This is a genomic window from Bacillus daqingensis (assembly GCF_042654445.1).
Classification (GTDB): Bacteria; Bacillota; Bacilli; order Bacillales; family Salisediminibacteriaceae; genus Alkalicoccus; species Alkalicoccus luteus.
This window is the reverse complement of the sequence record NZ_JBHSGK010000008.1, coordinates 42356-65148: the sequence shown is the minus strand read 5'-3', so window position 1 is coordinate 65148 and position 22793 is coordinate 42356. Positions and strand designations below refer to the sequence as shown.

Below are 22793 nucleotides of genomic sequence, written 5' to 3'. Positions count from 1 at the left end.
GTAATACAAAACATTTCCTTCGTCAATCAGTGCATACCGAAGGCTGAATGACGATGAGGAACGAGGCAGACTTTGCTATTTTTCTATGTATGGGGAACCTGCACAAAAAACCAGCTGCATGTAACAGCTGGTTTATCTCTATTTCGTTGATACATATCCTTTCTGTGTGACCCGGTGCCACGAGCCAAGCGTGGTGACGTCTTCGGCCTGCTCTGCGGCATAGGCTTCGCAGAGAAAGCCGGGAGCTGTCGTCTCATCGCTTAAGGTGATGCTGCCGATGCCGAGCGGTGCCGGAATGTGAGCGAGCAGCTCTCCGAACCGATCTACGGGCAGACGCCAGCGCTCGGCTTCAATGGCCGCGCCGTTTTGTTCACTGCGGATGAGACCAGGCTTTGCGGGCTCTGTCGGCAGCTTATACAGCTGATAGGCCGGTGCGGTCGTCACTTCTTCGACGAACGTGCCGCCGAGCTCCTCCAGCTGGGAGGCGAGCGGGTAGCCTCGCATATGCAAACCGCAGACGATGAGATCCATCGTGTCGGTTTTCGCGTTTTCCCACTCTTGACCGACTGCAAACAGCAGCCCCTCCTCTTCCGCTGTCGCAAAAAAGGTGATACCGAACGGCACATCTGCAGCCGCTTCCCCCGCCGGGAGCGCAATAGCGCTTAAGTCGAGCAGATTGCAGTGGTTCGTGTACGCACCCATCTGCGAATTGGTGCTGATCGGATTTTGACGCACCTCGTCCCGGCTCCACGTTCCGCCGGAAGTCGGCAGCATGAGCACGGACTTGCTGAGCGCCTGCTTCGTTTTCGCCTTCTCCTTTTCCGTCCGGTGCTGTGCCTGAAACAGGGAAGCAGCGCTGTGCTTTCCGTCTTCACCGGTGCGGAGAACAGCTTCTGTTACCTCATGCACCGCTCCCGGATGCTGCTCGGTAAAAGCACCGAGCGCCGCCCATCGTTCTGCAACAAACGGACCGCTGTACAGCTCTTCTGCGACGGCTTCCATACCGGACGTATCGAGCGTTTCGACCGGTATCCCAAGCGTTTCCGCCTGCTTCAGCGCACGCTCCCACGCCTTTCGGTAGGCGTCTGCATACGGTCCGAAAAAGCTCGGCGCTTCTTTCGGCACAAAAATCCGCTTCGGCTTGTTGACAGCTGGCTCGTCAAGCTGCCGGCTCCAGGCGTGTTCCGGATCGAAGCGGCGCACGACGCGATCAATCCGCGTCACATCCTCCATCGAGCGGGCAAAGGCCGTCACACAGTCGAGGCTTTCACACGCCGGCACAACGCCTCTTGTCGACCAGGCGCCAAGTGACGCTTTCCAGCCGTACAGTCCGTTAAGCGCAGCCGGAATGCGGCCGGAGCCTGCGGTATCGGTGCCGAGTGCAAACGGCACCTGTCCGTTCGCCACAGCTGCGGCCGACCCGGAGCTCGATCCGCCGCTGATCAGTTCTGGCTTCAGGGCGTTATGCGTTTCCCCGTACGGACTGCGCGTGCCGACGAGACCGGTCGCAAATTGATCCAGGTTCGTTTTGCCGACGGGAATCGCTCCGGCCCGGATCAGATCGGCGACAACCGGTGCGTGCTCGGTCGGAGTATACGCGTAGGCCGGCGCCCCCGCTGTCGTCGGCATGCCTGCTACATCAATGTTATCTTTTACCGCAAACGGGATGCCCCAGAGCGGCACCTCTTCCTGGTTCAGTTCGTGAAGTGCGTCAAGATACGGCTGCAGCGCCTCCTTCTTTGGAGGATGAATCCAGACGTTCCCCGTGTCGTCCGCCGCTGCCTGCACAAGCTCGTCGATCACGTCCTCCGGTGTGCGAGTTCCTTCTATATACTGTGCACGTAATGCTGCAATCGTATAGGCTGTCATGATACAGGCACCTCCTCTTTTGCCACCGCTCCGATTAACTGTCCCGGCTGCACCTCATCCCCAGGCTTTACTTCCAGCTGGACGATCGTTCCTGCGGCTGGCGCGTACACCGGAAATTCCATCTTCATGCTTTCCTGAATGGCAATCACGTCACCTTCTGCCACAACGTCACCGGCAGCGACTTCCACCTTCCAGATGCTGCCCGGCATCGAGCTGCGCACGGCCTCTGCGCCGTCCGGAATCGTGTTCTCCGGCTTTTCCTCTGTCTCCGGCTGTTCGGAAACGTACTCGGCAATGCCCTGCTTCTTCCAGCTCATCCGCTCTGCCTGAAACGCTTCGTTTCGGTGCTGCTTAAAGGAAGCAATGCCTTCTTCGTGTGCATCGACGAAGGCGAGGTAGTCTTTTAAGGCGAAGCTCGTCGCTTCAATCTCCACGTCCATGCGGCCTCGTGGAAAATCCTCGCGCATCTGCATCAGGTCGTCGGAGCTGACCGGATAAAATTCAATCTGATCAAAAAAGCGAAGCAGCCATGGTTTGCCGTCGCGGAAGCTGTCCGTCTGTCGGTAGCGGTTCCACATCTGCACGGTGCGCCCGACAAACTGATAGCCGCCGGGTCCTTCCATGCCGTAAATGCAGAGGTACGATCCCCCGATACCGACGGCGTTTTCCGGCGTCCACGTCCGAGCCGGGTTGTACTTTGTCGTAACAAGCCGCTGACGCGGATCGACCGGCACGGCTACCGGTGCACCGAGGTAGACGTCTCCAAGTCCCATGACGAGATACTTCGCGTCAAAGACGATCTTTTTCACGTCGTCAATGGAATCCAGTCCGTTTATGCGGCGGATAAATTCCAGGTTATCCGGGCACCACGGGGCATCCGGACGTACGTTTTTCGCGTAGCGTTCGGTCGCAAGCTGCGTCTGTGGGTCGTCCCACGAGAGCGGCAGGCGAACGATCCGTGATTGAATCTGAATGTCTTCAAGCGGCGGGAGCGAATGATCCAGCTCCTGCAGCCAGGCGGCTGTTTCCTTTACGGACGCCTGAAGCGGATCGATCCCGATCTGCAGCGAACGAATGCCCGGGGTGAGCTCCACGACAGCGGACGAGGCTTCGTTTTCAACGGCCTGCATGAGGGCATGCGCCTGAAAGCGGAGCTTTAAATCCAGCTCCATGTCGCCGTATTCGACGAGCAGGTAGCGGTCGCCGCTGGCCCGGATCGTCATCGGAAAACGACGTCCGTCGGTTTCCTGTACCAGCAGCGGATAGTCCGGTGGGAGAGTTTCCGTCGATGGTTCCAACGTTGGCATGGATACCTGCTCCGGAAGCGCCTGAAGAAAGGCTTCCTGATCGAGACGGAGCTGCTCTGCTTCTTCAAGTGTCATGAGCTGAAAGCGGACCTTGTCTCCAGGTGCCAGCTGGCCGAGCTTCCAGAACTCTGCCGATGCGGTCGTCACCGGGCAGACGAACCCGCCGAGGCTTGGCCCGTCCGGACCGAGCAGAATCGGCATGTCACCGGTTAAATCCAGCGTGCCGACGGCGTAGGCGTTGTCGTGGATATTCGATGGATGCAGGCCGGCTTCGCCGCCGTCATCCCGTGCCCAGAGCGGAGCGGGTCCCATCAGACGGACGCCGGTGCGCGAGCTGTTAAAGTGTACTTCGTAGTCTGTTTCCTCCAGCTGCTTCAAATAAGCCGGTTCCAAAAATTCCTCTGTGCAGTGCGGCCCCGGAATCACGCCGATCCTCCACGTCTTTGTCGTCTGCGGCTGTGCTGTCTCGGCGAGCGGCGCCTTCTTTTCGATAGAAGGAGCTGCGAGTCCGATGACGTCACCGGTACGGAGCGCCCGGCCGCTGTGACCACCGAACTGCCCGAGTGTAAAGGTCGAAGCGCTTCCGAGCGTTTTCGGTACGTCAAAGCCACCTGCCACAAGCAGATAGGTGCGCATGCCGGATGCGCTTTTTTTCAGTTTTAACACGCTGCCGGCTTTAGCGGTAAACGGTGTATACGGTGCTACATTTTCCCCGTCCAGCTCCGCCTGCATATCAGCCCCGGTCACGACAGCAGTGACACCGGTACGGAAGCGGTACGTGCCGCCTTCAAGCGTCATTTCCATGCCCGGTGACTCATCGGTATTGCCGAGGAGCGCATTGCCGATTCGGAAAGCGAGCGGATCCATGGCACCGGACGGAGGTACGCCGACTCCCCAGTAGCCGGTACGGCCCGGGTAATCCTGAATCGTCGTCTGCACGCCGCCATCGATGACTTCAAGTGCCGGCTCCTCGTGCTCTACCGTATCGAGCAGCTTTGTAAAGACGCTGCCGGACGCAAACCGTTCATCGTGCAGCACGTGGCGGATGTAGGCAATGTTTGTCGTAATTCCGTAAATGTTTGTTTCGGCTAACGCCTCGTCCAGCTTTTCCAGCGCTTCTTCGCGGCTGCTGCCGGTCACGATGACCTTCGCGAGCATCGGATCATACAGCGTCGTCACCTCCACGCCGTCCGTGAGCCACGTCTCATTACGCGCGCGCTTGGAAAAGACAACGCGGTCCACAAGCCCCGCACTCGGGCGAAAATCGTACTGGCAGTCCTCAGCGTACACGCGCGCCTGAATGCTGTGACCGGACGGCTCCGGGCGGCGGCTTTTCAGGTCCGCCAGCGTGCCGGCCGCTTCTTCGATCATCCACTGTACGAGATCGACACCGAAAATCTCTTCCGTGACGCCGTGCTCCACCTGCAGCCGCGTGTTCATCTCCAAAAAGTAAAACTGCCCGCGGCTGTCGTCATATAAAAATTCGACTGTCCCTGCAGAACGGTAGCCGGCTGTGCGGGCAAGCGTTTCTGCGCTCTCCAGCATCCGGGCGCGCACGTCTTCTGACAGTCCCGGCGCCGGCGTTTCCTCGATCACCTTCTGGTTGCGGCGCTGCGTCGAGCAGTCCCGCTCCAAAAGTGACACCGTCTCCGTTTTCGTTCCGAAGATCTGCACTTCAATGTGGCGGGCCTTTTCAATGTAGGCTTCTAAAAACATGCCCCCGTCAGAAAAATTGCTTTCCGCCAGGTGCAGGACGCTGTCGTACGCGTCCAAAAGCTCCTGCTCGCTGTAGCAGACACGCATGCCGATGCCGCCTCCGCCGGCGGTGCTTTTCAGCATGAGTGGATAGCCGACCTCTTTCGCAAGCCGCACCGCCTCCTCTTTACTTTGAAGCAGATCGGTTCCTTCCAACAGCGGGACGTCCGCTTTAGCAGCGAGCTCCCGCGCCGAATGCTTTTTGCCGAAGAGGTTCATGTGCTCCGGCTCGGGACCGATAAAGATAATCCCTTCCTGTCGGCACCGTTCGGCGAAGCCCGCATGTTCACTGAGAAAGCCGTACCCCGGATGAATCGCTTCAGCTCCGGTATCCTTCGCCGCGCGGATGATCCTATCCTGATCGAGATACGTCTCCTGCGCCGTGCCTTTGCCTAGGAAAACGGCCTCGTCTGCGCCGCTTACGTGCAGGCTGTCTTCATCTGCCTGGGCATAAACGGCGACGGATTCGATCTGCATGTTTTTCAGCGTTCTTTCAATTCGGCACGCAATCGCACCGCGGTTGGCAATGAGTACTTTCTGAAACATAGTCGAGCTCCTTCCGAATGATGGTTTAGGCGTCCCAGACGAGCAGTCTGAGCGCGGTTGGATTATAGCCGCTGCATGGGTTGTTCAGCTGCGGGCAGTTGCTGATGAGAACGGTGACCTCTTCCAATGCTTTCATCTCCACGTATTTCCCCGGTCCGCTTAAGCCGTCCGCAAAAGCGAGGCCGCCTTCCGGACTGACCGGCACGTTCATAAAGAAGTTAATATTCGGTGCCAGGTCCCGCTTCGTGTAATCGCCGCGCTTGCTGAGCTGATACATAAACGTATCGCGGCAGTTGTGCATGTCGAGCCGGTCATGATCGTAGCGGACGGTGTTGCTCTGCGCCGAGCAGGCACCGCCGAGCGTGTCGTGGCGCCCGACCGTGTCATCGACGATTTCCAGCAGGCTGCGGCCGGCTTCGGACTTCAGCACGCTTCCCGTCGATAAATACACGTTTTCCTGGGCGGCAATCGTCTGAATCGCACTGTAGCGGTCGTCAGGATGATTCGTCGGATAAAAGAGCGTGTCCGCTGCCTGGTTGCCTTCCACATCCACGATGCGAAAATACTGACCCGGTTTCAGGTCGTGCATCCAGCCTTCTCCAGCTGGGAGATCATACTGATAAACGGCATCGGCTTCTCGTCGAATCGTGTGAGTCGTCATGCGAGTACCTCCTTGTTTTTTCGCTGCAGCTCGTGATAGGCTGCGGTGTTTTCCCGTGCACGCTTGTTTTCTCCGAGCGGCTCCGGCTTTTCTGAATCCGGTGCATCGGCGACGGTCAGCGTCACCGGCTGAGATGGATAGCTTTCTGCCGGATCGAACGGGTGCGGCGTGTTGGAAAGGATGACAATCACATCCATTTCCGTAACAAACGTCACCTCGTCGCCTTTACCACTGTGGTCGGAAACGAATTGCATCCTCCCGTCTTCCTGCACCTGCACTTTGGAAAAGAAGTTGATGTTTGGAACCAGATCCCGTGCTGTCAGACCGTGACGGAACAGCTCGACCTGCAGGTTTTCCTCGCCGCAGCGAAGCCAGTCGTTTAAGTGATCCTGATAGGATGTCGTGCCGTAGCGCTTGTTCACACCCTCTCTTGTCGAGTAGCCGCCGATCGGATCGTGCCAGCCGACGGTATCATGCGTCAGCACCGCCATCGTGCGGCCGTTGTCGCTCATGAGCTGGTGTTCCGCTGTCAGATGTGACGTGTGCTGGGCCTTTAACGTATCCGGCATATTATAGCGCTCCGCAAGCGGATGAGCTGCCGCGTAGAGCAGCGCACTCACATTGGCGCCGTCCCCCTCTGCTCGGAGCGTCACCTGTTTTCCGGCTGCGATCTTCTCAGACCATTTGGCTCCTGGACTCAGCGTATGTTCATACATCGAGCGTCTCTCCTTTAGATAAAAATAAAAAAGCCCGAAAGATCAGCAATGTGACCTCCCGGGCTTTTATCCCTCCGTGTATGCAGCAAATGTCTGCACGCTTTCTCTCGGACCTGCCCCGCTGATGCGTCAGCGGCGGAACCCTAGAAAGCTGTTTTGATCTCTCCCCGTTGTCAATCGGTGTAGTGTGAGTGAGAAAAGACCAGTATGCGATTGGCTATGAGTCGTAGTGTACCGTGCTGCTCCGGGCGTATCTACAACCTTGTCAGAAAATGCGACAAGGTTTCTGACTATTCTGACCTTCTTTTTTTCCTCACCAACCGTTTCTCAGAGCAACCGTGCACCACCACCTATATTTTTACAAATAAAGCCCATTTTGTTTGATCATGCTGCGAGCGCGCTTCTGACGCAGGTTCAGCGTGTTTTTTTACGCGCTGGAAATCGAAAAACGTTGTCAGGTTTCGTGACGAACTTGTTGTTTTTTGTCGCTTCCCTCCCTAACAATGGGCAACGTAGCTCGAAACAGAAAATTCTGATTTTACCATTTTGAGGAGGAGACAAACGTGACATCGACGAATGAACCCGGTTTGAAGCGAACGTTAACATTATGGCAGGTGGTATTTCTGGGGATGGCCTGGAATACACCGATGATCTATTTTTCCGTATACGGAGTGGCAGTGGAGGGATCGAGCGGCTATCTAACGCCGGCCTACACGCTTGCCGTGCTCGCAGTGCTCTTAACCGGAGCAAGCTATGCGGTGATGGCAAAGAAAATACCGATTTCCGGATCGGCCTACACCTTCGCGAAGAAGGCGATTCACCCGAACGTCGGCTTTCTCGTCGGCTGGGTGCTGCTGCTGAATTACTTGTTTGCCCCGATCATCGCAGCCATCACGTTCGGTATCTTTCTCGGCGCTCAGTTCCCGGCCGTTCCGACGATCGCCTGGGTGGCACTGCTCGTCGGTGCACTCGCCTTCATTGCGATCATGGGCATCCGCTCCTCGGCGAATGTGAGCCGCGTCATCGTTCTCTCGCAGCTTGTCTTTCTAGTCGCATTCATGGGAATTCTCATCGTACAGCTGACGCAGGGCACCGGTTCCGGCACGCTGCTTTCCGCAGCCCCGTTTCTGAGTCCGGAGCTGACGATTCCGATGGCTGTTGCCGGCGCGTCGGTTGTCGTGTTCTCGTTCCTCGGCTTTGATACCATGACGACCTTATCGGAAGAAACGATCGATTCCAAAAAGACGATCCCACGTGCGATTTTCATCATGATCGGTATCGTCGGTACGACGCACGTCGGCATTTCCTACTTCGGTCATCTCGCCTATCCGGCCTTCACGTTTGCGAATCCGGATTCGGCAGCGATGGAGCTGATGATGGTCGTTGGTGGCTCAGCACTCTCCGCCGTATTCATCACCGTGCTGATCGCAGCAATTTTTGCCCAGGGACTCGCCTCTGTCACAGCCGCCTCCCGCCTGCTGTTTGTCATGGGCCGGGATGAAATTCTGCCAAAGCAGATTTTTGCTAAGCTGCACCCGAAGCGGAAAACTCCGGTAAACAACATTCTTATTATTTCCGTATTATCTTTTGGCGCTCTGTTTATCCCGCTCGATACCGCCATGCTGTTCGTCAACTTCGGCGCTCTGACGACGTTTTTATTCGTTAATATTTCCGTAATCAACCTGTATGTGAAGGAGAAAACATCGTACAACAACAGCTTCGTATATCAGCTCGCTAATCTCTATGTACCGCTTGGCGGAGCAGCGTTTATGCTGCTGCTTATCATGATGATCGAGCCATCGGCCGTTCTGGTCGGCCTCATCTGGACCGCAGTCGGCGTCGGCTATCTGCTCTACATGACCAACGTCTTCTCCAAGCCGCTCCCGCAGATCAGCCGAATAGCACAGCCCGAGTAGAAAATGTTATACAACGATAACACCCCCTTCCTGCAGGAAAGCAGGAAGGGGGTGTTTTTTGCAAGTTTCTTTGAATTTCGGAAACGTTCTTTATTCCAGATAGGACTGCACTTGTTCGTCAAAATCATCCGGATCATGGGACTCCAAGATAACTTCCTCATGATCGAACAAGAAAAATGCCGGCAGCTCCTCGTAATCGAGCCCTGGGTAATCAAGGTTATCCGGATCTGGATCACGATTGGCTCGAAACACGCGAATCGCTGTCTCTTCTTCATACACTTCAGCTTCAACAAAATCAACTACATCCGGTTCCCCGATCGCAAAGACGGCGTACTCCCCTTCACTGTCTGCCCGCAGCTCCTGATAGACCAAGTTCCCTTGATCAGAAGAACAAGCACCAGCACCATCAGTAAGCTTAAACCTGCTATGAATCGCACAAAACCCATTTGCAGAAACACCTCTCCATTTTTGTTGTCAGCCTCTTCCTGTCCCTTACTTCTTCTGGCCTGAAGCTAGTATTCCTTCAAGGATTTCGTTTTGATTAAGGCATCATCATAAAAATGTGCGGTTCGATAGGCACGTTAAGGCTGAAGCTGAACATAATAAAAAACCCTCTGCCGGGTTGGTAGCAGAGGGTTCTTACGAGTTGGGCGCCGTCCACAGGCGCCCAGCCGCTGTTGTTTGAAATTATCGCTTCGAGAACTGAGGTGCACGACGTGCTGCTTTAAGACCGTATTTCTTACGCTCTTTCATTCGTGCATCACGAGTCAGGTAGCCAGCTTTCTTCAGAGCCGGACGGAATTCCGGATCTGCTTGAAGCAGTGCGCGTGCAACACCGTGACGGATTGCACCGGCCTGGCCTGTGTAGCCACCGCCGTTAACAGTCACGTGAATGTCGTACGTGCCTTCTGTTTGTGTTTCAGCCAGTGGCTGCTTTACGATTACTTTGAGTGTTTCGAGGTCGAAGTAGTCATCGATGCTGCGCTTGTTGATCATGATCGTACCATCACCTGGTACGAGACGCACGCGGGCAACGGAGTTTTTACGACGACCTGTTCCATTGTATTGAACTTGTGCCAAGAAAATTCCCTCCCTTTAAATTATCCGCGTAGCTCGTACGCTTCTGGTTGTTGTGCTGCGTGTGGGTGCTCGCTTCCAGCATACACGTGCAGTTTCTTTCCTGTCTGACGGCCGAGCGGGCCTTTTGGAAGCATTCCTTTAATGGAAAGCTCAAGCAGACGCTCCGGCTTGTTCGCACGCATGTCGCCTGCAGAAGTCGCCTTCAGGGAACCTGGGTAACGGCTGTGACGGTAGTAGTACTTGTCCTGCAGCTTGTTACCTGTCAGGTGGATCTTGTCAGCATTGATGATGATGACATTGTCACCAGTATCGATGTGCGGGGTGAATGTTGGCTTGTGCTTCCCGCGGAGCAGGCTTGCAACCTCAGAAGACAGACGACCGAGCGTCTGGCCTTCTGCGTCAACAACCAGCCATTTGCGTTCTACTTCAGTTGGCTTCGCCATATATGTTGTACGCATGATTAATTTCCCTCCTAAATGTGACTCATTCCAAAAAACAACTTACGATCTAATCGATTCCGTACCCGGGGCAAGTGGGCATAAGAATACCGTTAACCATCATATAATAGATGATCCGTCCTGTCAATACGAAAAAACACACGGCCGAGTTGTTTTTCCATCTTTTTTTACTGGGGACGGATTTTTGCTGCGAGACGTGTCTGCAGCGCCTCTTCCGTGTAGTCGACGCCGGCTAAATAAAGGCCGTGGCCGGGGGCTGTTTTCGCAGCAAGCGTGCGGTCCTCTGCCTCAAGCAGCTCCGGAAGGGACTCCGGCTCGCGGCTGCCGTACCCGATGTCTAACAGCGTGCCGGTCATGACGCGCACCATCTGGTACAAAAAGCCGCTCCCGATAAAGCGCAGCACCCACTCCTCGCCTTCCCGGATCACGTCGATCGCGTACATCGTTCTTACTTTGTCCTCGACGTCCGTGCGGGGCGAGGAAAGGCTCGCAAAGTTGTGCGTGCCGAGCAGATAGGCAGCCGCTTTCCGCATGCGCTCTGCATCCGGCTCGTGCCGCAGCTGGTACACGTAGTGCCTGCGGAAGACGTCCCGCTCCCGGGCTGTCGTGAGCCGGTAGCGGTACTCCTTCGCCACAGCCCCGTAGCGGGCGTGAAACCCTTCAGGAGCCGTCTCAGCATGTCTCACGTGGATGTCATCCGGCAGCAGGCTGTTCAGTGCCATCGGCCAACGCTCCTCCGGAATAGCGAGCGGCGTATCGAAGTGAACCGGCTGGCTTAGTGCATGCACGCCGGTGTCCGTTCGCCCCGAGGACGTGGACGGCCAGCTGGCCGCTTTATGCAATTTAGCGAGCGCCCGCTCGATCTCTCCCTGGACCGAGCGCGCGTCCGGCTGCTTCTGGTAGCCGCGAAAGCCGCTCCCGTCATAGCTGATCTGCATCACCATACGTTTCATGAACAACGCTCCTTCTTATACAACAGACAGCACGCTCCACACGCCAAAAGCTGCAAACACGAGCAGCACGACCGTATCGCGGTTCCGCCAGGCGAGCTGCCGGAACTTCGTGCGTCCTTCACCGCCCGCGTAGCCTCTCGCCTCCATCGCTTCTGCCAGCTCTTCGGCCCGCTGAAACGACTGGACAAACAGCGGCACGAGCACGGGGATAAACGCGTTGAGCCGCTTCCAGATCGAGCCGCTGGAGAACGTGGCGCCCCGGGCGGTCTGTGCCTTTAAAATCTTTTCCGTTTCCGTTAAAAGCGTCGGAATAAAGCGGAGCGCGATCGACATCGTCAGCGCAAGCTCATGCACCGGCACGCGGAAACGGTTGAGCGGATGCATGAGCCGCTCCATCCCGTCGGTCAGATCAACCGGGGTCGTCGTGAGAGTCAGCATCGTCGCGAGCACGATTAATAAAAACAGGCGCGTCGCAATCAGGCTGCCCTCTATAACGCCGCCGCTGTAAATCGTGAGCCAGCCGAGACTGACGAGCACTGTTCCATCCCGCGTCATAAACAGATGCAGGAGGAACGTAAAGACGACGATAAGCAGAATCACGCGGATTCCTTTCCAGAAAAAGCGGAACGGGATCCCGGCGGATAAAAAGGCGGCGACCGTGAGCGCCGCTGCCGTCCCGAGCACGAGCGGGTCGCGTGAGACGAACAGAAAGATCATAAAAATGATGACGGCAATCAGCTTTGCCCGGGGATCAAGCGAATGAACGAACGATTTCCCCGGCACGTACTGGCCGATGATGACGTGCTCAAGCATCCCGTACGCCCCCTTTCAGAAGCGTCAGAATGCGCGAGAATGTTTCTGTTTCATCAAAGGCACTGATGTCCACTTTAGCTCCGGAAGCCTCTCTCAGCCGGTAAAGAAGCCTGACGGTGTCCGGCATTTCCAGCTGGTGGCGCTCTAAAAGCTCCGCATCCGTAAACAGCTCATGCGGCGCTTTCTGCGCGATCGCTTTTCCGCTCTCCATGACCGTCACCGTGTCCGCATAGCGGGCGACGGCATTCATGTCATGGGAAATCATAACGACGGTCCGCTCCGGCTTTTCCTCTTGCCAGGAGCGGAACAGCTCCATCATGCTTTCACGGCCGGCCGGATCGAGTCCTGCCGTCGGCTCATCGAGTAACAGCAGCTCCGGCTCCATTGCGAGCACGCCTGCAATCGCAGCCCGGCGCATCTGTCCCCCGCTCAAATCGAACGGCGAACGGGTGAACAGCTCGGCGCTGATGCCGGTGCGTGCAAGTGCCTCTTCCGCGAGACGGCGGGCCTCGTCATCCGTGAAACCGAGGTTTTTCGGACCGTACATGACGTCGTCGATCACTGTTTCATCAAACAGCTGGGCCTCGGGAAACTGAAACACGACGCCTGCTTTGCGGCGAAGACCTGCGATGTGCTTCTGCTTCGTTTCCGGGGTGATCGTCCAGTCGCCGACGTAGACTGTTCCCTCCTGCGGACGGAGCAGGCCGTTTAACAGCTGCAGCAGCGTCGACTTGCCCGACCCGGTATGGCCGACACAGGCGTGAAAGGCACCGGAGGCAAACGAGACCGACGTGCCCTGAAGTGCCTTCGCTTCAAACGGGCCTCCCGGCATATAGGCATACGAAACGTTCTCTACACGTAATTGCACAGCACCCTCACCAGCTCTTCTTCTGACGTAGGGGACCCGGGGTCAATCCCTTCCAGCCGCAACCGCTCTGCCATCAGCACCGCAAGCGGAAGCACCAGGCCCGCCTCTTTTAAGAGATCAGGCTTTTTGAACAGCTCAGCCGGCGATGCATCGGCTGTCAACTGCCCTTCGCGCATGACGAGCATGCGGTCCGCTTCAGCAGCTTCCTCGAGGTCATGCGTGATCATAATGACCGTGATTCCGTCCTCGCGGCAAAGCCTGCGGACAACGTCACGTACGTCACTTCGTCCGGCCGGGTCCAGCATCGACGACGCCTCGTCCAGAATGATCACATCCGGCTTCAGCGCCGTAATGCCGGCAAGGGCCACACGCTGCTTCTGACCCCCGGAAAGGCGGTGCGGCTCGCGGTCCTCGAGCCCGCTTAATCCGAGCCTCTCCACTGCCGCTGCGACACGCTCCTTCATCTCGTCATACGGAATGCCCGCATTCTCAAGTCCGAAGGCGATATCGTCTGCGACCGTCGGGGCGACCAGCTGGTTATCCGGCTGCTGAAACACCATCCCGGCCCGGCGGCGGAGTGTCATGATCGTCTCCGGGTCGGTCGTCAGAAAGCCGCACGTCGTCACCGTGCCCTCCCGCGGAAGCAGCAGGCCGTTCAGACAGCGGGCGAGCGTCGACTTGCCGGAACCGTTGTGGCCGGTTACCGCCAGCCATTCACCGGCTGCAGCGGTAAACGACACGTTTTTTACGACATCTGTCTCCCCATCATAGGAAAACGAGACGTTTTCTACGATTACCCGGCTCATGTCTGCCCGCTCCTTTCACGTATAGATGAATGATGGATCTCTGCTGAGAGGCTAGTCGTAACTCACAGCCCCTATTCGCAGCAGATTCCGCCGCTGTGCGCAGTGATCACTGCTTTATGCGTACCGAACCCCTGTTGTGCGTAAAGTACACTGCTTTATGCGCACCAGAGGCCCCGTTACGCGCACGGACCCGCCGTTTGTGCATAGGCGGACGCCTGTTTATTACCAAACTGCCGCCGCGCTCTGCACCAACGGAACGCTTCTGGCTGATATATAGATGTTTACGGGTTCCGGCACTGGCCGGAACCTTCCTGCTGAGAGGCTAGTCGTAACTCACAGCCCCTATTCGCAGCAGGTTCCGCCGCTGTGCGCAGAGATCGCTGCTTTATGCGTACCGGAACCCTCGTTGTGCGTAAAGATCCGCCGTTTATACGCAGATAGACGGCTGTTGTGCGGAAGCGGAAACGAGGAGCCCCCTGCGGTCGTCCATTATCAACAAAAAAAGGGCGTCGCGCAATGACTGTTTCCAGCATTGGCTGTGCGCCCCTTTCGCTTCCTTATACGAGCTCGATGATTGCCATTTCCGCACCGTCTCCGCGGCGTGGTCCAAGCTTCATCACGCGAGTGTAGCCACCCTGGCGTTCGTCGTAGCGCTTTGCGATGTCATCGAAAAGCTTCTGGACTGCGTCCTGACCAGTTTCTTCGTTCGCTGTTTCTTTGCGGACGAATGCAGCAGCCTGACGGCGTGCATGCAGGTCTCCACGCTTACCGAGCGTGATCATCTTCTCGACTGTGGAACGAATTTCCTTTGCTTTCGCTTCTGTCGTTTCAATGCGCTCATTGATAATCAGATCTGTAGTGAGATCGCGGAGCAGGGCTTTACGCGCGCTGCTGTCACGACCGAGCTTTCTGTATGCCATGAGTCATTTCCCTCCTTCGCTGAATCCATCCGGCCAAAGCCGGATGCAAAGTCGTCAGTCTTCTTTACGCAGGCCGAGGCTGAGTTCGTGCAGCTTTTCCTGGACTTCCTCAAGGGATTTGCGTCCGAGGTTGCGCACTTTCATCATGTCCTCTTCGGACTTCTGCGTCAGTTCCTGAACTGTATTAATACCGGCACGCTTCAGGCAGTTGTATGATCGCACAGATAGGTCGAGTTCCTCGATCGTCATCTCGAGTACCTTTTCCTTCTGATCTTCCTCTTTTTCGACCATGATCTCAGCGTTTTGCGCCTGATCGGTGAGGCCGACGAAGATGTTCAGATGTTCTGTCAGGATCTTTGCTCCGAGCGATACGGCTTCTTCCGGACGGATACTTCCATCTGTCCAAACGTCGAGCGTCAGCTTGTCATAGTTTGTTACCTGACCGACACGCGTGTTTTCCACCTGGTAGTTCGCACGCACGACCGGCGTGAAGATGGAGTCGATCGGAATGACACCGATCGGCAGGTCGCCGGTATTGTTGTCCTCAGCGAGAACATACCCGCGGCCGCGTGACGCTGATACTTTCATTTGGAACTGCGCGCCTTTGGAGAGCGTTGCGATGTGAAGTTCCGGATTCAGGATTTCAACGTCGCTGTCGTGCGTGAAGTCCGCAGCAGTGACAACTCCCTCTCCATTTGCTTCGATCTCAATCGTCTTCTCCTCATCGGAGTAGATTTTAAGCGCGAGCTTTTTCAGATTCAGGATGATCGTGGTTACATCCTCCACGACACCTTCAATAGTTGAAAACTCGTGCAGTACGCCGTTAAAGGAAACGGACGTAACCGCTGCTCCCGGCAGTGAGGAGAGCATGATGCGGCGCAGAGAGTTCCCAAGCGTTGTTCCGTATCCACGTTCCAGAGGTTCTACGACGAATTTTCCGTACGTTTGATCGTCGCTTAATTCGACTGTTTCAATCTTCGGCTTTTCTATCTCGATCATTCAACAAACCCTCCTTCAAAACGTCGAAACCCCGGTTGTGAGTGACCACAACCGGAATCCCTCACTGGGCACACCTTGAACTGTTACGATTTTCATCCCGTTCAGGTGGAACGAGACATTGTGCTCGTTGCAATTATACGCGGCGACGTTTTGGTGGACGGCAGCCGTTGTGTGGAACAGGTGTTACGTCACGAATCATGCTCACTTCAAGACCAGTAGCCTGAAGGGAACGGATCGCTGCTTCACGTCCTGCACCCGGCCCTTTAACGGAAACTTCAACTTCCTTCATACCGTGATCCATTGCTGCTTTTGCTGCTGCTTCTGCTGCAGTCTGTGCTGCGAATGGAGTGGACTTACGGGAGCCTTTGAATCCAAGACCGCCTGCACTAGCCCAGGATACGGCGTTTCCCTGAGGGTCTGTGATCGTTACAATCGTGTTGTTGAACGTGGAACGGATGTGTGCAATACCGGACTCTATATTTTTACGCTGACGGCGCTTTGCGCGAGTCGTTTTTGGTTTAGCCATAGTATTCCGTTACCTCCTTTACTTTTTCTTGTTCGCTACAGTGCGGCGTGCACCTTTACGGGAGCGCGCGTTGTTCTTCGTCTTCTGACCACGGACTGGCAGACCGCGACGGTGACGGATTCCACGGTAGGATCCGATTTCGATCAGACGCTTGATGTTGAGGGAAACTTCACGACGGAGGTCCCCTTCTACCTTCACGCTGTCGACAACGCTTCGGATTTTACCGAGCTCTTCTTCTGTAAGATCGCGGACGCGGGTATCAGGAGATACGCCGGCTTCCTCGAGAATTTCCGCAGCGCGGGACTTTCCGATTCCGTAGATATACGTCAGGGAAATGACTACTCGCTTGTCGCGGGGAATGTCAATACCTGCAACTCGTGCCATACATTACACCTCCTGTATTTATCCTTGCTTCTGCTTGTGTTTTGGATTCTCGCAAATTACCATGACGGTACGTTTGCGGCGAATTACTTTGCACTTTTCGCAAATTGGTTTGACGGATGGTCTTACCTTCATGTTCTTTACCTCCTTGATAGTCGGAGTACTGCGCGACTTCTGCCGGTGTTATTTATATCGATACGTGATTCGACCGCGAGTCAGATCATACGGAGATAATTCGACGGTGACCTTGTCTCCCGGAAGAATACGGATATAGTGCATACGAATTTTGCCGGATACATGTGCGAGCACCTTGTGCCCGTTATCCAGCTCGACACGGAACATCGCGTTTGGAAGCGGCTCTATGACCGTGCCTTCAACTTCAATAACATCTTCTTTGGCCATGAATTTACTCTCCTTCCTTCAGTAAATTATCGTTGATATGGGACGAAATTGCAAAACGCAGTTTCGCATTGGTGACACGACCTGTTTCTATTATACTGTTCCTTACTTCGGGGGCAATGATCTCCATGCGTTCTAAATGCTGCAGGTTCTTGCGTTTCGGACGATCGACTTTGCGCTTGTCGCCGTCGGCAATGTGCACAAACCGTTCGTCAAGAACCTCTATGATGCACGCATATTGATCTCTATCCCTTCCATTCAGTATCCGCACAAGCTCACCGGCTTGTGGAACCGAGTCAGGATCTTTCATTCCTTGACCACCTTCATCCATCACTGGATTTTGTCAGTATTTCGTATCCTGTTTCGACAATAGCAATCGTGTGTTCAAAATGAGCGCACCGGGAACCGTCACTCGTGACGACCGTCCAATTGTCGGACAGCGTCCGTACGTACCGCTTCCCAGCATTGATCATCGGCTCCACGGCCAGCACCATTCCTGTTTCCAGCCGGGGTCCCTTGCCGGGAGGCCCGAAGTGGGGAATGGCCGGATCTTCGTGAAGGCTGCGGCCAATACCGTGTCCGGTGTATTCTCTCACAACAGAAAATCCCGCTGCTTCTGCATAGGTCTGCACGGCATGGGAAATGTCGGAGAGATTGTTCCCCGGCGCAGCAGCGCGCAGGCCTTCGTACAACGAGGCTTCGGTGACGTCCAAAAGACGCTCCGACTCCGGGGAAATGCTGCCGACTGGATACGTCCAGGCGGAGTCCCCGTGAAAGCCTTCGTACATAGCCCCGATGTCAATGCTGATGATGTCACCATCCTGGAGCACCCGGGATCCGGGTATTCCATGCACCAACTCTTCGTTTACTGAAGTACAAATACTTCCCGTAAATCCATAGAGCCCTTTGAAGGATGGAACCGCATGTTGAGATCGGATATACCTGTCGGCGATCTGATCCAGTTCTTGCGTTGTGACTCCCGGCTGGATGTGTGCCTGAAGCTCCTGATGGGTGCGGGCAACGATGTCCCCCGCCTTGCGCATCAGGGCCAGTTCATCCGCAGACTTGCGGATGATCATGCACGCGACTCCTGCAAAAGCTTGTCCACATCTGCAAAGACGTCGTTGATATCCTGCTGGCCGTCAATATTACGAAGATAGCCTTTCTCTTCATAAAAGTCAACGAGTGGCTTTGTCTGCTCGAGATTGACTTCGAGACGCTTATCAACCGTTTCCGGCTTGTCGTCGTCACGCTGAATCAGCTTGCTTCCATCCTTGTCGCATTTGCCGGCTTCCTGAGGAGGATTAAATACCTCATGGTAAGCCGTACCGCAGTCAGGACAGATCCAGCGGCCTGTGAGACGCTTAAACAGATCGTCACGCGGTACCTTGATGTAGATCACGTGATCGAGCGTGCGTCCAAGATCCGTTGTCATCTCTTCCAGTGCCTGGGCCTGGGCCGGTGTCCGTGGAAAGCCGTCCAGCAGGAAGCCTTTCGCACAGTCGTCCTGGCTCAGACGCTCACGAACGATGCCGATCGTGACTTCATCCGGGACGAGGGCGCCTTCATCCATAAAGGCTTTTGCCTTCAGCCCTAGTTCCGTGCCGTTTTTAATGGCAGCGCGGAACATGTCGCCTGTCGAGATGTGTGGAACACCGTATTTTTCAACGATTTTTTCTGCCTGAGTCCCTTTTCCGGCTCCCGGAAGACCCATAAGGATTAAATTCATGTGTCGATTCCCTCCAGCGTTTTGATGCGGCCGGCCTTATTCGGCCGTACCGGTGGAACATCTTCACTTTCAACTTGTTTCATCGTTTTAAGCAGCGGCATCTGCGACGATTCGTATTCCGTGGAAAGTTAAACGAGAGAATAACATGAGCTGATCCTGCGTCCTTGTTTCCGGGACGGATGTACGGGCCTCCGGCAGTCCGGTCTGCCCGCCGAATCGTACGGCGCGCTGAACAGGTATTTCCATCTTCCAAAAGCCCTATTCTGTAAAGACCGCTGACAGTACCGGCTCAGCGGCACAGTAACGAGGTGCTTTTATATGGCATCTCCTGCGCCTTCGAATAGCGTTACATTCACAGGTAACTCCATTCGGAATCCCAGCAGCAATCCCAGCAACGAGGAGAATAATGATCCCTCTCTGGATCCGCCTGACCTGCTGCTAAAACAGCATATGCGGTTGTCAAAAGACGATCACATTCTGCCTGTCTCTTGTCACTTGTGCCAGCTTTCCTGCGACCTGTTCCTCCGCTGCCGTCTGAACGGCAAGGAAGGTCATTGACGCGCCCTATCCCGAAAGGTGCAGCCCGAAGGCGTCGATCTCCCCGCTCCTTGGCGGCAGAATTGAACCTTCAGGGGCATGGGGCACCGATTTCGAAAGACGTGAGCGCTGCAGGTGAAGGCAGAAGCCCTCAGCCTGCCGGAAGATGCGTGAACGGGTGATTAAACGAGTTCAGCAGTTCCGCCGGCTGCTTCGATTGCATCTTTTGCAGATCCGGAGAATTTTGTAGCTTTAACAGTAAGCTTGCGCTCAAGGCTGCCGTTGCCAAGCACCTTGATGCCGCTCTTTTCATTTTTCACTACGCCTGTTTCCACAAGCAGAGCTGGTGTAACCTCTGTTCCGTCTTCGAAACGGTTCAGTGTTTCCAGGTTCACTACAGCGTACTCTGCGCGGTTAGGGTTCTTGAACCCACGCTTAGGCAGACGGCGGAAGATAGGCATCTGTCCACCTTCGAAACCAGGGCGTACACCGCCTCCGGAACGAGCGTTTTGACCTTTGTGTCCGCGACCGGCAGTTTTACCGTTACCAGTTGCGATACCACGGCCTTTACGCTTGCGCTCTTTGCGGGACCCGACAGCAGGCTTAAGTTCGTGAAGTTGCATGATGACACCTCCTCAGGTTTTTTCGTGTCTTACGCTTCGATCTCGTTAACTTTAATGAGATGGGATACTTTGTTTACCATCCCGCGCATTGCAGCGTTGTCTTCTTTCACAACAGTGCTGTTGACTTTGCCAAGACCAAGAGTCTTCACAGTCACGCGCTGATCTTCAGGACGTCCGATCAGGCTGCGGGTGAGGGTAATTTCGAGTTTCTTTGCCATGCCAATCCCTCCTTAACCTAGCAACTCTTCAACAGATTTGCCGCGTAGTTTAGCAACCTCTTCAGGGCTCTTCAGGCTTTCCAGACCCTGCATTGTTGCACGTACCATGTTAATAGGGTTGTTGGAACCTAGTGACTTGGAAAGGATGTCACCGACACCTGCAAGTTCAAGTACCGCACGGACTGGTCCGCCGGCAATAACTCCAGTACCCTCAGAAGCTGGCTTCAGAAGGACAGAGCCTGCACCGAACTGGCCTGTGATCTGGTGAGGGATCGTTGTTCCCTGCATTGGCACCTGAATCAGGTTTTTCTTGCCTTCTTCAATTGCTTTACGGATCGCTTCCGGTACTTCAAGAGCTTTACCCATACCGAAACCGACATGTCCGTTCTTGTCGCCTACGACAACGAGTGCTGCGAAACGAAAGCGGCGTCCGCCTTTTACTACCTTCGCGACACGGTTGACCGTGACCACTCTCTCTTCAATTTCCAGTTTGCTTGCATCGATACGCAATGTGTTTCCCTCCTTTATTCCGTTGATTAAAACTTGAGGCCGGCTTCACGCGCAGCGTCTGCAAGTTCTTTAACTCGTCCGTGGTACAGGTAGCCGCCGCGGTCAAATACAACCGTTTCCTGGCCATTATCAATGGCACGCTTCGCTACAAGTTCCCCGACCTGGCGAGCAGCGTCTTTGTTTCCGCCGTTTTCAACGTTAAGTTCTGTATCTAAGCTGGAAGCACTTGCGACTGTGACGCCTGCGACGTCATCAATCAGCTGTGCATAGATGTGCTTATTAGAACGGAAAACATTCAAACGCGGACGTTCAGCTGTGCCTGTGATCGAACGACGAACGTGGGCGTGTCTTTTCTTACGTACCGCGTTCTTAGCAGTCTTCGTGATCATCGAACGTCAGTCCTTTCTTTCCGTTAATTCAGGGCTTACTTCCCTGTCTTACCTTCCTTACGGCGAACGTACTCGCCCTCGTAGCGGATTCCCTTGCCTTTATAAGGCTCTGGAATACGTACGGCACGGATGTTGGAAGCAAGTGCGCCTACGCGCTCCTTGTCAATTCCCTTTACCGTTACCTGCGTGTTGGCAGGAACTTCAATTTCGAGACCGTCTTCCGGAACAAACTCAACCGGGTGGGACAGGCCTACGTTCAGAACCAGCTTGTTGCCGGTCTTCTGAGCACGGTAACCAACACCGACGAGCTCAAGCTTCTTCTCGTATCCTTTGGAAACACCTTCGATCATGTTGTTGATCAGGCTGCGCGTTGTGCCGTGCAGGGAACGGTGCTCCTTGTGGTCGGAAGGACGCTCGACTGTGATCGTGTTATCTTCGTGCTTGATTGTCATGGCTTCGTGCATTTCACGTGTCAGTTCCCCTTTAGGGCCTTTCACGGTTACAGTCTTGCCATCAAGCTTAAATTCAACTCCAGATGGAACTTCAATCGGTTTTAAACCAACTCGGGACATACGTGACACCTCCGTTCTATTACGTAATGAATTACCAGACGTAGGCGATTACTTCGCCGCCGACTTTTTGCTGTCGTGCTTCTTTATCCGTGATAACGCCAGAAGATGACGAAATGATTGCAATACCGAGTCCTCCAAGTACGCGCGGTACTTCGTCAGACTTTGCATAAACGCGCAGGCCAGGCTTGCTGATTTTCTTAAGACCAGTGATAACCTTCTCGTTGTTAGCACCATACTTAAGGAAAATACGCAGCATACCCTGCTTGTTGTCCTCAACGGATTCGTAGTCGCGGATGAAACCCTCACGCTTGAGGATATCTGCGATTTCTTTTTTCATGTTGGAAGCCGGGAGCTCCAGGCTTGTGTGTCGCACCATGTTCGCGTTGCGGATGCGGGTTAACATATCAGAAATAGGATCTGTCATGACCATCGTAGTTACCTCCTTCCTTTAAGCGGAATTACCAGCTAGCTTTTTTGACGCCCGGAATTTGACCTTTGTGTGCAAGTTCACGGAAGCAGATACGGCAGAGCTTGAATTTGCGCAGTACACTGTGAGGGCGTCCACAGCGTTCGCAGCGGGAGTACTCTTGTACACCAAACTTTTTCGTACGCTTCTGTTTAGCGACCATCGATTTTTTCGCCAAGGTCTTCACTCCTCTCGTTTATAAGAGTTTATTTTTGGAACGGCATACCGAACTGTGTGAGAAGCTCACGAGCTTCTTCGTCTGTGTTAGCAGTTGTAACAATGACAATATCCATTCCTCGGACCTTGTCTACATCATCGTAGTTGATCTCTGGGAAGATCAGCTGCTCTTTCACGCCGAGCGTGTAGTTGCCTCGTCCGTCAAATGCTTTCTTGGAAACACCGCGGAAGTCACGTACACGTGGCAGGGATACAGAGACAAGCTTGTCGAGGAAGTCATACATACGCTCACCGCGCAGTGTTACCTTCGCACCGATTGGCATTCCTTCACGGACTTTAAAGCCTGCGATGGATTTCTTCGCCTTTGTTACAAGCGGCTTCTGACCAGTGATCGTTGCGAGCTCTTCTACTGCTTTGTCAAGCACCTTCGAGTTCTGTACAGCGTCACCGACACCCATGTTTACAACGATCTTTTCGAGCTTCGGTACTTCCATAACGGAAGAGTATTCGAACTTCTCTTTCAGAGAAGGTGTAATTTCCTGATTGAATCTTTCCTTCAAACGACTCATTGAATGAACCTCCTTTCAGCAGCCGGCTGC

At 54.8% G+C, this 22793-nt stretch carries 29 protein-coding genes and 1 riboswitch; of the genes, 1 reads left to right on the top strand and 28 read right to left on the bottom strand.

Annotation, left to right across the window (positions count from 1 at the left end; translation table 11 throughout):
• Positions 1-138 precede the first annotated feature (138 nt).
• The 4 genes from ACFO4L_RS09185 to ACFO4L_RS09170 are packed head-to-tail and all read right to left on the bottom strand — an operon-like array spanning position 139 to position 6854.
• The gene (locus ACFO4L_RS09185) at positions 139-1869 is read right to left on the bottom strand and encodes an allophanate hydrolase (RefSeq protein ID WP_377909371.1); all 1731 of its coding nucleotides are present in this window, start codon (positions 1867-1869) and stop codon (positions 139-141) included.
• Positions 1866-5477, bottom strand: a complete 3612-nt coding sequence (gene uca, locus ACFO4L_RS09180) for an urea carboxylase (RefSeq protein WP_377909370.1) — start codon at positions 5475-5477, stop codon at positions 1866-1868. The genes ACFO4L_RS09185 and uca overlap by 4 nt, the downstream gene beginning before the upstream one ends.
• Before the next feature lie 25 nt (positions 5478-5502).
• The gene (locus tag ACFO4L_RS09175; RefSeq protein WP_377909369.1) at positions 5503-6138 is read right to left on the bottom strand and encodes an urea amidolyase associated protein UAAP2; all 636 of its coding nucleotides are present in this window, start codon (positions 6136-6138) and stop codon (positions 5503-5505) included.
• Positions 6135-6854, bottom strand: coding sequence for an urea amidolyase associated protein UAAP1 (locus tag ACFO4L_RS09170; protein WP_377909368.1), 720 nt, complete (start codon positions 6852-6854; stop codon positions 6135-6137). The genes ACFO4L_RS09175 and ACFO4L_RS09170 overlap by 4 nt, the downstream gene beginning before the upstream one ends.
• A 53-nt stretch (positions 6855-6907) precedes the next feature.
• A riboswitch (guanidine-I (ykkC/yxkD leader) is annotated at positions 6908-7012 on the bottom strand.
• 405 nt (positions 7013-7417) lie between these two features.
• On the opposite strand from ACFO4L_RS09170, the gene ACFO4L_RS09165 reads away from it, so the two are divergent.
• The gene (locus ACFO4L_RS09165; protein WP_377909367.1) at positions 7418-8770 is read left to right on the top strand and encodes an APC family permease; all 1353 of its coding nucleotides are present in this window, start codon (positions 7418-7420) and stop codon (positions 8768-8770) included.
• A 90-nt stretch (positions 8771-8860) separates the two neighbouring features.
• Here ACFO4L_RS09165 and ACFO4L_RS09160 read toward each other — a convergent pair whose 3' ends face one another.
• The 24 genes from ACFO4L_RS09160 to rplE all read right to left on the bottom strand — a co-directional run bounded on the left by ACFO4L_RS09160 (position 8861) and on the right by rplE (position 22763).
• Positions 8861-9142, bottom strand: coding sequence for a hypothetical protein (locus tag ACFO4L_RS09160; RefSeq protein WP_377909366.1), 282 nt, complete (start codon positions 9140-9142; stop codon positions 8861-8863).
• A gap of 315 nt (positions 9143-9457) precedes the next feature.
• On the bottom strand, positions 9458-9850 hold the full coding sequence (gene rpsI / locus ACFO4L_RS09155; protein WP_377909365.1) for a 30S ribosomal protein S9: 393 nt from the start codon (positions 9848-9850) through the stop codon (positions 9458-9460).
• Between the two features lie 20 nt (positions 9851-9870).
• Positions 9871-10308 (bottom strand): 50S ribosomal protein L13, encoded by a 438-nt coding sequence (gene rplM, locus ACFO4L_RS09150; RefSeq protein ID WP_168004325.1) that lies wholly within the window; start codon positions 10306-10308, stop codon positions 9871-9873.
• Between the two features lie 167 nt (positions 10309-10475).
• The gene (gene truA / locus ACFO4L_RS09145; RefSeq protein ID WP_377909364.1) at positions 10476-11261 is read right to left on the bottom strand and encodes a tRNA pseudouridine(38-40) synthase TruA; all 786 of its coding nucleotides are present in this window, start codon (positions 11259-11261) and stop codon (positions 10476-10478) included.
• Between the two features lie 15 nt (positions 11262-11276).
• Positions 11277-12074, bottom strand: a complete 798-nt coding sequence (locus ACFO4L_RS09140) for an energy-coupling factor transporter transmembrane component T family protein (protein ID WP_377909363.1) — start codon at positions 12072-12074, stop codon at positions 11277-11279.
• Positions 12067-12942, bottom strand: a complete 876-nt coding sequence (locus ACFO4L_RS09135) for an energy-coupling factor transporter ATPase (protein ID WP_377909362.1) — start codon at positions 12940-12942, stop codon at positions 12067-12069. The genes ACFO4L_RS09140 and ACFO4L_RS09135 overlap by 8 nt, the downstream gene beginning before the upstream one ends.
• Positions 12927-13748: an energy-coupling factor transporter ATPase gene (locus ACFO4L_RS09130; RefSeq protein WP_377909361.1), complete on the bottom strand. Its 822-nt coding sequence runs from the start codon at positions 13746-13748 to the stop codon at positions 12927-12929. The genes ACFO4L_RS09135 and ACFO4L_RS09130 overlap by 16 nt, the downstream gene beginning before the upstream one ends.
• Before the next feature lie 557 nt (positions 13749-14305).
• On the bottom strand, positions 14306-14668 hold the full coding sequence (gene rplQ, locus ACFO4L_RS09125) for a 50S ribosomal protein L17 (RefSeq protein ID WP_168004320.1): 363 nt from the start codon (positions 14666-14668) through the stop codon (positions 14306-14308).
• Positions 14669-14722: 54 nt separating this feature from the next.
• A complete protein-coding gene (locus ACFO4L_RS09120; protein WP_377909360.1) occupies positions 14723-15667 on the bottom strand; it encodes a DNA-directed RNA polymerase subunit alpha in 945 nt (314 codons plus the stop codon).
• A 133-nt stretch (positions 15668-15800) separates the two neighbouring features.
• Positions 15801-16193 (bottom strand): 30S ribosomal protein S11, encoded by a 393-nt coding sequence (gene rpsK / locus ACFO4L_RS09115; RefSeq protein WP_168004318.1) that lies wholly within the window; start codon positions 16191-16193, stop codon positions 15801-15803.
• An 18-nt stretch (positions 16194-16211) separates the two neighbouring features.
• Positions 16212-16577: a 30S ribosomal protein S13 gene (gene rpsM / locus ACFO4L_RS09110; RefSeq protein ID WP_168004317.1), complete on the bottom strand. Its 366-nt coding sequence runs from the start codon at positions 16575-16577 to the stop codon at positions 16212-16214.
• Positions 16578-16595: 18 nt separating this feature from the next.
• On the bottom strand, positions 16596-16709 hold the full coding sequence (gene rpmJ / locus ACFO4L_RS09105) for a 50S ribosomal protein L36 (protein WP_090842670.1): 114 nt from the start codon (positions 16707-16709) through the stop codon (positions 16596-16598).
• Between the two features lie 48 nt (positions 16710-16757).
• Entirely contained in the window at positions 16758-16976 is a 219-nt protein-coding gene (gene infA, locus ACFO4L_RS09100; protein ID WP_090842671.1) for a translation initiation factor IF-1, read from the bottom strand.
• Positions 16977-16980: 4 nt separating this feature from the next.
• Entirely contained in the window at positions 16981-17283 is a 303-nt protein-coding gene (locus ACFO4L_RS09095) for an RNA-binding protein (RefSeq protein WP_377909359.1), read from the bottom strand.
• A 13-nt stretch (positions 17284-17296) separates the two neighbouring features.
• Positions 17297-18052 (bottom strand): type I methionyl aminopeptidase, encoded by a 756-nt coding sequence (map, locus tag ACFO4L_RS09090; protein ID WP_377909358.1) that lies wholly within the window; start codon positions 18050-18052, stop codon positions 17297-17299.
• Complete coding sequence (locus ACFO4L_RS09085) at positions 18049-18702, bottom strand: adenylate kinase (RefSeq protein ID WP_377909357.1); 654 nt, start codon at positions 18700-18702, stop codon at positions 18049-18051. Before ACFO4L_RS09085 ends, map begins: the two co-directional genes overlap by 4 nt.
• Before the next feature lie 719 nt (positions 18703-19421).
• Entirely contained in the window at positions 19422-19862 is a 441-nt protein-coding gene (rplO, locus tag ACFO4L_RS09080; RefSeq protein WP_377909356.1) for a 50S ribosomal protein L15, read from the bottom strand.
• Between the two features lie 29 nt (positions 19863-19891).
• Positions 19892-20080, bottom strand: a complete 189-nt coding sequence (rpmD, locus tag ACFO4L_RS09075; RefSeq protein ID WP_377909355.1) for a 50S ribosomal protein L30 — start codon at positions 20078-20080, stop codon at positions 19892-19894.
• Between the two features lie 12 nt (positions 20081-20092).
• Positions 20093-20590, bottom strand: a complete 498-nt coding sequence (gene rpsE, locus ACFO4L_RS09070) for a 30S ribosomal protein S5 (RefSeq protein ID WP_168004313.1) — start codon at positions 20588-20590, stop codon at positions 20093-20095.
• A 26-nt stretch (positions 20591-20616) separates the two neighbouring features.
• Complete coding sequence (rplR, locus tag ACFO4L_RS09065; RefSeq protein ID WP_168004312.1) at positions 20617-20979, bottom strand: 50S ribosomal protein L18; 363 nt, start codon at positions 20977-20979, stop codon at positions 20617-20619.
• 35 nt (positions 20980-21014) lie between these two features.
• Positions 21015-21551, bottom strand: coding sequence for a 50S ribosomal protein L6 (gene rplF, locus ACFO4L_RS09060; protein ID WP_377909354.1), 537 nt, complete (start codon positions 21549-21551; stop codon positions 21015-21017).
• A 31-nt stretch (positions 21552-21582) separates the two neighbouring features.
• Positions 21583-21981, bottom strand: a complete 399-nt coding sequence (rpsH, locus tag ACFO4L_RS09055; protein ID WP_377909353.1) for a 30S ribosomal protein S8 — start codon at positions 21979-21981, stop codon at positions 21583-21585.
• A 28-nt stretch (positions 21982-22009) separates the two neighbouring features.
• Positions 22010-22195, bottom strand: coding sequence for a type Z 30S ribosomal protein S14 (locus ACFO4L_RS09050; RefSeq protein ID WP_168004309.1), 186 nt, complete (start codon positions 22193-22195; stop codon positions 22010-22012).
• Between the two features lie 28 nt (positions 22196-22223).
• Positions 22224-22763, bottom strand: coding sequence for a 50S ribosomal protein L5 (gene rplE, locus ACFO4L_RS09045; protein ID WP_168004308.1), 540 nt, complete (start codon positions 22761-22763; stop codon positions 22224-22226).
• Positions 22764-22793 lie beyond the last annotated feature (30 nt).